Origin of the sequence: Armatimonas sp. (genome assembly GCF_031410135.1) — a bacterium.
Lineage (GTDB): Bacteria > Armatimonadota > Armatimonadia > Armatimonadales > Armatimonadaceae > Armatimonas.
In genome coordinates, this window is record NZ_JANNYP010000422.1 from 1 (window position 1) to 9550 (window position 9550).

Sequence of the window (9550 nt, forward strand, 5' to 3'; positions counted from 1 at the left end):
CCTTTACTCTGACCGACGAAGTCTGTCAGCATTGCCTGAAGCAAGTGGGCTGGCCGCTCCCTTACTACTTACAGTTGATATTCCATAGCCTGAAGGAGCTACCGCAACAACGCACTGCCGATTTCCCCCGCATCACAGATATTGATGCGGCCTATGCCGCGCTCCTACAACCGCATCACGATGCGCTCTTTGCTCACTGGCATTCCCGATTGGCAGAGCAGTTCGAGAGCCCCGACGCGCTTCGTATTGCCCATGAGCTGCTCCGCACACTCTGTACTAAACCACGTGGCATCAAACGCGATACGCTCATTGCTACCCTCCAAGCACGCTTGCTTAACTCAGACACAGAGCAGATCGGTCAGCAAGCTCGGCAGATTCTCAATATCCTGGAGCGAGATGGCTACCTACTTCGTAGTCCCAATGAGACAATTTCCTTTCGCTCATTCTTACTGCGCGATTTCTGGAAGCGGAGATACACCTGATGAAGCTTCCTCTCTTTAACCCACACCGCCTGAACGACCAGGACTTGGAGCGCTCGTTTATTGCACGACAGCGCCTCTTCCAGGATATTTTCGCAGAGATTATCGCCGAAGACCCGAGTGCTGAGGCCCAGCTTCACTTACTGGTCGGGCAGCGGGGCATGGGCAAGACCACTCTGTTGCACCGCCTCGCACTGGAGCTACGACGCGAGCCGCATCGTGCCCACTTTATCCCTCTCACATTTCCTGAGGAGCAGTACATCGAGGTAGATCGTCTCTCCAAGCTCTGGCTCAACTGCCTCGACTCGCTTGCCGATACCCTGGAGCATGAGGGTGGCAATGAAGCACTCGTTGAGGAAATTGACCGGCATATTCGGGATCTGAGCCGCGCGGATATTCACGAAAATACACTCGCTGAGGCATCCCAGGAGGCTTTTGTCGCGCTGTTTCAGCGGCTAGGGCGGCGACCTGTCTTGTTTATAGATAACTTCCACCTGCTTCTGGATCGCCTCAAGACGCACGACTATGTCCTGCGCGGTTTCTTCAGTGCTCCTGGCGCTCCCGTCTTAGTGGCGGCAGCTACGACTCTGCCGCAGGAGGATCAAAACTACAGCGCCGCGTTCTATGAGCACTTCAAGATTCGGGTTCTCGGGCGGCTCTCTCTCGACGAGATGCGTGAAGTCATTGAGCGCTTGGCCCAGACTGCGGGAAAGACCGAGCTCCTGCACCGTCTGCCCCAGGAGTTGCCTCGCCTTGCCGCACTCCGCGACCTAACAGGGGGCAACCCACGCATCGCCGTCTTGCTCTTTGAGCTGTTCGCACAGGGATTCTCTGAGGAAGCCTTCCAGGATCTCGAAGCGCTTCTGGATCTCATCACACCGCTCTACCAGTCCCGCCTGGAGCAGCTCTCCGAGCAAAATCAGATGCTTGTGGGCAATCTTGCACGCCACTGGGCACCACTCTCCGCCCCGGCTCTGGCGGCGCAGGCCCGTGTTCCTCAAGGAAGCATCAGCCCACAGCTAGGCCGTCTGGAGACTCTAGGATTGGTGGAGAAAACCGCCCTCTTTATTGACGACAAGCAAAAAACGGGCTACCAGATCGCCGAGCGCTTCGTCAATGTCTGGTACCTCATGCGCTTCAGTGTGCGCCGCCAGCGCACCCAGCTACTGTGCCTCACCCGCTTTCTGGAATCCTTTCACACTCCTATCGAGCGCAGCAACCTCGCACGCACGCTCATGGGCCGCCGCGCCTGGAGCGCCGATCAGATCACCTACGCTATGGCTCTCTCCCCTGCCCTGAACGAAGAGGCGGCTCTGGCGCACCAGCTCGAAATGAAGGCCCAGCTAGAGCTTGTCCAGCAGATGGAAGGTGTCCGTGAGCGCATCGCCGAAATCCTCGACCCCGACGAGATCGATCCACGCGCCTACAGCTTCATCGAGCTAAAACAAGCCCTCCTTGCCGCAGTCCCCGCAGGCTGCCCCATTGATCCCACCACCTTCACCAATACCGTCCTCGCCTCTTTCTCCCTCCTCCCCGGAGGCCCCGGTAGCAACCCACTCACTGACAGAGCCCTCATCGCCGCAAGCGCCCCACTTTCCTCAGAGCGCATTTCTAGCGTCGTCAAAGCAATCACGGGGGAAACTGAAAAGCTAGAAAATGAATTCGGAAAAGTGGCTGTAGACTGGCTTACAAATCTCTTGCTGTCAGGCTTCGTCACAAACTGGGATAATCTTCAAGAGATCAACAATGCGCTCGTTGAATCTCCCAATACCCAATCTGTTCGTCTGATACTGAGCCTCATGGGAAATAGCATAAAACGAAATTTGACGGAGGAGGCATTTGCACGTATTCGAGCTATTGAAAGACCTCCAAAAAATGCTGAATCTTGGAGGTGGAATAACTGGGGCGTTCAACTGATGGATATTTTTCATCGTCATGAAGAATCGGAACAAGCCTATCAGAAGGCAATAGAACTCGATCCAAAATTTGCACTTCCCTGGAATAACTTAGGAGTTTTGTTTCAGAATCATCTAGGTCGTTTTGACGAATCTGAGCAAGCATATCGCAAAGCGATAGAGCTTAATTCAAAATATGCACTTCACTGGGATAACTTGGGAAATCTGCTTCAGGATCATTTAGGTCGTTATGGAGAATCAGAACAAGCCTATCGCAAAGCAATAGAGATTGATCCAAAATATGCACTTCACTGGGATAACTTGGGAAATCTACTTCAGAATTATTTAGGTCGTTATGAAGAATCAGAACAAGCTTATCGCAAAGTAATAGAGCTTGATCCAAAACTTGCGCCTCCCTGGTATAACTTGGGAAATCTATTTCAGAATCATTTAGGTCGTTATAAAGAATCAGAACAAGCTTATCGCAAAGCAATAGAGCTTAGTCCAAAATATGTACTTCCCTGGAACAACTTGGGAGTATTGCTTCAGAATCACTTAGGTCGTTATGAAGAATCGGAACAAGCCTATCGCAAAGCAATAGAGCTTGATCCAAAATCTATACTTCCCTGGAATGGTTTAGGGAATTTGCTTCAGAATCACTTAGGTCGTTATGAAGAATCGGAACAAGCCTATCATAAAGCAATTGAACTCGATCCAAGATACGCATATCCTTGGGATGGTTTAGGGAATTTGTTTCAGGATCACTTAGGTCGTTATGAAGAATCGGAACAAGCCTATCATAAAGCAATTGAACTCGATCCCAAAAACATAGTATCTAAGCATAATCTAGTGTTTTTATACCGGGATATTTTGTATCGAAATAATGAGGCGAGAGAAATTTTTCATTTAATACAAGATAAAGAATCACTTAAAGATACCCGGATGCTACACGAATCCCTTTTTTCGGCTTATGAGGATAACTGGGAGGCATGTAGTGAAGCAATTGAAAAAGCTATAGAGTTTACTAATTTTGAGCTACCTCCCGAAACACGGTATGACTGGTTTCGGGCTTCGGCGGTGCTTTTGCATCTAGGATTTGGGGAGCAGTTTGTCAAATTGTTAGAGTCATTGGGAGCGGATGTCAAGATGCTGCCGTGGTTTGAAGCGGTCAAGGCCCATGCTTTGGGCAACAGACACTATTTGCAAAATATCCCAGCGGAGGCGCGGCCTGTAACGGAAAAACTCTACGACGAGATCTTGCGGCGGCGGGAGAAGCTGCCGGAGAGTACAGCTAGGACGACGAAAAAAGGAAAGAAACGATAATGCTTTTAATTGCCCTGATGGCAAGTGCCCTAACCCTCGCAACGCAGCCCCCCGCGACCCTTTCGCTGATCCCCAAGCCGGTCTCCGTCACGCAGGCCAGTGGTGTGTTTGTGCTGGATGAGCGCACGGTGATCGGTACCGACGCCACGAGCCGTCCGGCGGCGGCGCTGCTCTCGGGCTGGCTCAAGGTGACCACGGGGCGGGAGACGAAGCTGGCAGGCAAGGGGAGTATCTCGCTGAAGGTCAATCCGTCGCTGACAAAGCTCGGCAACGAGGGCTACACGTTGGAAGTTAGTCCCAAAGGCGTGAGTTTAAGCGCGCCAAAGTACGCGGGGATCATCAATGGACTCCAGACCTTTCGCCAGCTCTGGCCGACGGGACACGCGTCAAAGCTCACAGTTCCCGCTGTCAAGATCGAAGACCAGCCGACCTTTGCCTGGCGTGGGATGATGCTGGATGTCTCGCGCTACTTTATGGACAAGGACTATGTGCTCCACTTTCTGGACATCATGGCCGCCCACAAGCTCAATGTTCTGCACCTGCACCTGATTGATGACCAGGGCTGGCGACTGGAGATCAAGAAGTACCCCAAGCTCACCGAGATCGGAGGCTTTCGTGGCGAGGGCACGGCGCGTGAGGGCGGCTTCTACACGCAGGCCGATATTAAAGAAATGGTCGCCTACGCCGCAGCACGCAATATCACGATTGTGCCGGAGATCGAGCTGCCTGCCCACACGCTCTCCGCGGTGGCGGCCTACCCCTGGCTCGCCTGCACGGGCAAGGAGCACAAGATGCCCACCGTGCACTTCATCTCCGACGATCTCTACTGCGCGGGGAAGCCAACCACCTGGGCGTTCCTCAAAGACGTTCTGGAGGAGCTGTGCGCTCTTTTCCCGTCACAGTACATCCATATCGGCGGCGATGAGGCCAAGTACACCAAGTGGAAAGCCTGCACGGACTGCCAGAAGAAGAAAGCGGAGCTGGGGCTTGCTGATGAGAAAGCGCTCCAGGGCTGGATGACCCGCGAGGTCGAGGCGATCTTGGCGAAAAAAGGCCGACGGATTCTGGGCTGGGATGAGATCCTGCGCTGTGGGGTGAGCCCAACGGCGGGGATCATGCCCTGGGCCGATCCGAAGGCGGCGGGCGATGCGGCCCGAAGCGGCAATCCTGTGATGATGGCCCTCACCGATCACTGCTACTTCGACTTTCCTGAGAGCAAGCTGCGCGGCGAGCTCACGGGTGCGGGCTGGCGACCGCCGGTGACCCTCCAAGCGGCCTACAACTGGAACCCTGTGCCAGTCGGTCTGACACCGGTGCAGCAGAAGAATATCCTCGGCGTGCAGGGCTGCCTCTGGACGGACATGTTTCTGCACAAGCCCGAGATTAAGAAGACCCCTGGCCCCGCGCTCTACTGCGACTACTTCCTGCTCCCCCGCGCCGCCGCCCTAGCCGAGGTGGCCTGGACCCCGCAGGCCCAGCGCAGTTTTTCTGACTTCACCGAGCGCATGGCACACCAGTACGTGCGCTACAGCGATGCGGGCTGGAACTTCCGCCTGCCCCTCCCCGAGGTGACGCGCAACGGCGACACCGTCACGGCGACCTGCCCGATTGAGGGCGGCACGGTGCGCTACACCACCGATGGCACCGATCCCACCGCCAGCTCTCCTGAGCTCAAAGGCGCACTCACCGTCACGCGCTTCGAGGACTTCAAGGCCATCACGCTCGCCCCCGATGGCAAGCGCACCAGTCTGATCTTCGAGACGCTCACGCCCACGAACCAATACAAGCAGTTCGGTACCAAGCTCGGGGAGTGGAAATCGGGCAAGGTCGGCGACCGCAAGCCGATTCCCGTGGAGTTCGATGCCACGGGCCTGATAAGCGGCAATGGCACCTACCAGATCACTTTCATCTACACGGGAGGCCGGGAGCGGCTGGACATTGACAACGTTGAGGTCTTCCGCAACGCCGAATCCACTCCCCTCGCCACTGATACCCACCACGGGTTCACGGGAGGCGCAAAGAAAGACAATGTCTACACCCTAAAAATTAGCGGCTACGAGACAGGCGCACGGTTCACCGTCCGCGCCCATATCTACGGCGATGAAGGCAGCGATTCCAACGGTATCGTGTTGATTAAGAAGGTAGGCTAAGCGATGACCACAGAACTAGAAGCGAAGCATAACGAGGCGATGGCGCTGGTAGACCAAGCAGACGCCGCCCAGCGGCGGCGCGACCCGGTGCGCGAGCAACAGCTACGGCACGAAGCCTTTCTCAAGGAAAAGGAAGTGGCGCTTGCCTGTGCGGAGCGAAAGGACACTCCCGCCGCGACTCTCGCCATTCTCCTCTGTAGTGCCGCCTCCCTCGCCAGCGAGACCGGCCAACCCCGCGAAGCCGAGCGCCTCATCGCCCGTGCGCTCTCCGGTGACCCGCCACACGCCCTCGCGGAAGAGCTTCGTGAGCTATGGGAGAAAGTGCGCCCTCAGCTCCGCAGCCTCCAAGCCGCCTGAAAATCCCGCGTGGTACAGGTCAAGAAAATTCTCTAGCGGCGACATTCGGCGCAGTGACAGCCCCGCACCCTCCGGGAACGCTCCCGCTTCGGTCTAAAGTGATGCCTGAACCTAAGAGAATACAGAGTATTCCTGGAAGCGTATAAGCCTTCCCGCAGGAACGGGAAGTATTCCACGACGAAGCGCCCTGGTTCACACACGAACCAGGGCGCTTCTTACAGGGAATGAGAGCGCTCCGACGCGAAGAACTCCCGTCATGAGCGAAGCGGCTCCCTTCGTGCAGGAAGCAAGCCTATTCCCGGACGAATCCGCCTTCCATCTCCCCCTCGCCTTCGCTACCGCTCGGCTTGCCCCCTCTTCCCGTGTTCGCTCCTTCGTCGCCGGAAGAGGGGCTGTGCATCGCCCCGCGCCGTTCGTCCCACACTCTGCTGCCCCTCTTCCCAGTCACCCAGAGGGTACCCGACGAACGGTTCGGGGAAGAGGGGACGGAGCGAGGAACGAGCATCCAGGGGAGATGGCCCCCTACTTGCGCCGTCGCTTGATAATCACCAGCGTCCCCCCAAGAGCCAGAAGCGCCAGCGTGCCGGGTTCGGGAGCGGCTGAGGAGCCGTAGATCAGCACGATACGCCCGTTGCCACCAGCGGAGCTGAAGTCGTTCCCCCGTCCGATTTCTGCCGCGTAGTCCGGGTCAGTTGCACCGCCGGGGGCAGCGCCAAGGAAGTCGCCTTGACTTCCCGCCTGGCTTGCTCCCGAGGCCGTGAGGTTGGCAAGAAGCGAGGAACCACCACCTCCTGCGGCAAAACCGCCGCCGCCTCCCCCAAAGTAGCCGCCGCCGCCGCCAGGGCCACTGCCGCTGCCTCCCTGGAACTGGCCGCCAGGGCCAGCGCCAGCACCACCAGCGACCTGGGTGCCACCAGCACCACCACCACCAGCACCAGCACCGCCCGTGAGTAGACCGCCCGCGCCGCCTCCAATATCTCCTCCTCCTGCCCCTGCCGTGACAAGCTCATCCGAGACGATAGCCAGGTTCGCGCTAAGACGAATCGCAGAACGACCGCCGCCACTACCGAGGCTAGGATTACCGTTGCCGCCGCCACCGAAGCCGCCCGAGCCACTAGTGGATCCTCCTCCTCCGACGATGAGGGTGAGGGTGGTGCCGGGCGTGACGGCGAGCAAGCCCGTGACAAAGGCACCAGAGCCACCCCCCTAGCCCCGCCTGCGCCCCAGAGCTTGACCGTCAGGCTGGTGATGCCCGAGGGCACCATAAAGGTCTGGTTGGCTCCGGTGAAGGAGAAAGCGGACGTTGTTTGTGCGAAGGCAGGGAGCACCGTTAAAGAGAGAAGCCCTGTGAGAAACAAAGCACGAGAGAGAAACAAAGCACGAGAGAGACGCATATTTCAAATTCCTTTATCTGGCTTGAACAGACAAGCCATCTGTGTTGTCGTTTACTTAAGCAATGGCACTGCGTGCCGCAAAACCCGGTTACCCTCTGGGTGTGGGCTAACGAATCGGTTCCCCAGCCCGGCACGGGCTTTGCAGCCGAAGGCTACCCAGACGCCTCATTTCATGGGGCGGCAAAGCGAAACGAGTGATTTTCATAACATTGCTTTCCTGAGGGAGGGCATGAGAGCCCCCCGGTAGACATGCTAGCAGGCAACTCTGTGCAAACTCTGTGCAAACTCTGTGCAGGGGGTGAATTTTGATAATTTCTTAAAAAAATGTGCCATACTCTCGCGGAAGCTTTTTCTTCTGAGGGAAGCAGTAACGGGATGTATCGAATTGAGCTTTGCGACGGTGTCGGTGTCCACTGGAGCGAGGCCAAGATCACCAAGTTTCGGACGCAGAAGGCGGCACGGCTGCTGGCCTACCTCGCGCTTCACCCCGGCAATCACAGCCGCGAGAGGCTCATCGAGCTGTTCTGGCCCGAGCTAGGGCTCGATGCCGCACGCAATGCGCTCTCCACCACACTTATCTATCTCAAGAAGCCTCTGGAGCGTGAGCTGGGGCAGCCCGAGGGGAGCTTGATTCAGGCAACACGCGCCACCATCGGTCTCGTGCCCACTAGCTTCACCACCGATCTGGAAGACCTGCCCAAGGACTTCGACAGCGAGCGCCTCCTGCCGGGCTTCTACGACGACTGGGTGCTGGAAGCAAGAGAGAAGCTAGGCGAGACACTCTCTGCTGTCGTTGATGAGTACGAGCCACTCCCTGCCACTTGGACACCGTATCTAGGCCGCGACGAGAGCCGGGAGCAAGTGCATGAGCTGCTGAAGGGCTCTCGTCTGCTAACACTGCTGGGAACCGGAGGAGTGGGCAAGACCCGCCTTGCGCTGGAGACTCTGCGCCAGCGAGAAGCCGAGGGATCTCCCGTGGCCTGGGTGGAGCTCGCGACCCTGACCGACCCTGCCCAGATCGCCGAGCGTATCGCGACGGCCTTGGGACTTACGGGAACGGCGGCACTGGTTCCCGTGCTTCGCCGCCGGGCAATCCTGCTGTGCCTGGATAACTGTGAGCACCTGATCCTCGGAGCCGCCCGCGAGGCCGAGCGCCTGCTTCGTGCCTGCCCCAACCTCACGATTCTAGCCACGAGCCGCGAGCCGCTGGGCGTGGCGGGAGAGACCCTCTTGCGCCTGCCGGGGCTGAGCGAGGCGGAGTCGGCACTGCTCTTTTGTGACCGTGCACGCCGCGCCCAGCCTAGCTGGGAGCTCACCCGTGAGGAGCGGCCCTTGCTCTCGCTGCTCTGCCTGCGCCTTGATGGCTTGCCCTTGGCGCTGGAGCTTGCGGCGGCCCGGATTCGTACCTACCCGCTCTCGGAGCTGGTGCAGCGCCTAGAGGCTCGGCTTGCGACGCTTACCAGCAACCACCGGGTCGCGGAGCCTCGCCAGCAGACACTTGAAGCCTCGATTGCTTGGAGCTACGATCTGCTGACGGAAAAAGAAAAGACACTCTTCTGCTCACTCTCGGTCTTCCACGGTGGCTGGACAGCGGAGCAGGCTATTGCGCTCTGGGGCGGCGACGAAACCACACGCGAGCGACTGGACACGCTGGTGGACAAGAGCCTGGCACAGATGGAGACGACTTCGCACGGCCTGCGCTATCGCTTCTTAGAGACCCTCCGTGAGTTCGCGCTCGCCCGGTTTGCCGAGCTGCCTGAGGCGGAGCAGCTTCACTGGCGACGGGCGCACCTTGCGGTCTTCTACGACTTGCTGATGACCGTCCCCCGGCGCTACGATTCCGAGGCAGCGGTGCGCTCCGAGGTGGTTCGCCCCTACCAGGACAACTTTGTGCCCGCGCTTGAGTTCTGCCGCCAAGACCAGCCGAAGCGTGCGCTGATCTTCTGCTGGCA

6 protein-coding genes and 1 pseudogene are annotated in these 9550 nt (G+C 57.9%); 5 read left to right on the plus strand and 2 right to left on the minus strand.

Going from position 1 to position 9550, the window contains the following annotated elements; genetic code table 11:
- From RMO15_RS15520 to RMO15_RS15535, 4 genes are all read left to right on the plus strand, one after another.
- Nucleotides 1–482 (plus strand): hypothetical protein (locus tag RMO15_RS15520; protein WP_309714360.1); only part of this gene is annotated, 482 nt, incomplete at its 5' end.
- Nucleotides 482–3697, plus strand: coding sequence for a tetratricopeptide repeat protein (locus RMO15_RS15525; protein ID WP_309714361.1), 3216 nt, complete (start codon nucleotides 482–484; stop codon nucleotides 3695–3697). The genes RMO15_RS15520 and RMO15_RS15525, both read left to right, overlap by 1 nt.
- Nucleotides 3697–5847: a family 20 glycosylhydrolase gene (locus tag RMO15_RS15530; RefSeq protein WP_309714362.1), complete on the plus strand. Its 2151-nt coding sequence runs from the start codon at nucleotides 3697–3699 to the stop codon at nucleotides 5845–5847. Before RMO15_RS15525 ends, RMO15_RS15530 begins: the two co-directional genes overlap by 1 nt.
- 3 nt (nucleotides 5848–5850) lie before the next feature.
- Entirely contained in the window at nucleotides 5851–6204 is a 354-nt protein-coding gene (locus RMO15_RS15535; RefSeq protein WP_309714363.1) for a hypothetical protein, read from the plus strand.
- 522 nt (nucleotides 6205–6726) lie between these two features.
- Here RMO15_RS15535 and RMO15_RS15540 read toward each other — a convergent pair.
- A complete protein-coding gene (locus tag RMO15_RS15540) occupies nucleotides 6727–6825 on the minus strand; it encodes a PEP-CTERM sorting domain-containing protein (RefSeq protein ID WP_309714365.1) in 99 nt (32 codons plus the stop codon).
- 159 nt (nucleotides 6826–6984) lie between these two features.
- A pseudogene (locus RMO15_RS15545) lies at nucleotides 6985–7395 on the minus strand (hypothetical protein); the annotation flags it as partial.
- Nucleotides 7396–7973: 578 nt separating this feature from the next.
- Between RMO15_RS15545 and RMO15_RS15550 the strand changes: the two are divergent.
- The coding region (locus RMO15_RS15550; RefSeq protein ID WP_309714364.1) for an AAA family ATPase at nucleotides 7974–9550 on the plus strand (1577 nt) is incomplete at its 3' end.

Excerpts from the sequence above, each read along its gene's own strand:
- RMO15_RS15525 (WP_309714361.1), top strand. The coding sequence starts at position 482 with ATGAAGCTTCCTCTCTTTAACCCACACCGCCTGAACGACCAGGACTTG.
- RMO15_RS15530 (WP_309714362.1), top strand. The coding sequence starts at position 3,697 with ATGCTTTTAATTGCCCTGATGGCAAGTGCCCTAACCCTCGCAACGCAG.
- RMO15_RS15535 (WP_309714363.1), top strand. The coding sequence starts at position 5,851 with ATGACCACAGAACTAGAAGCGAAGCATAACGAGGCGATGGCGCTGGTA.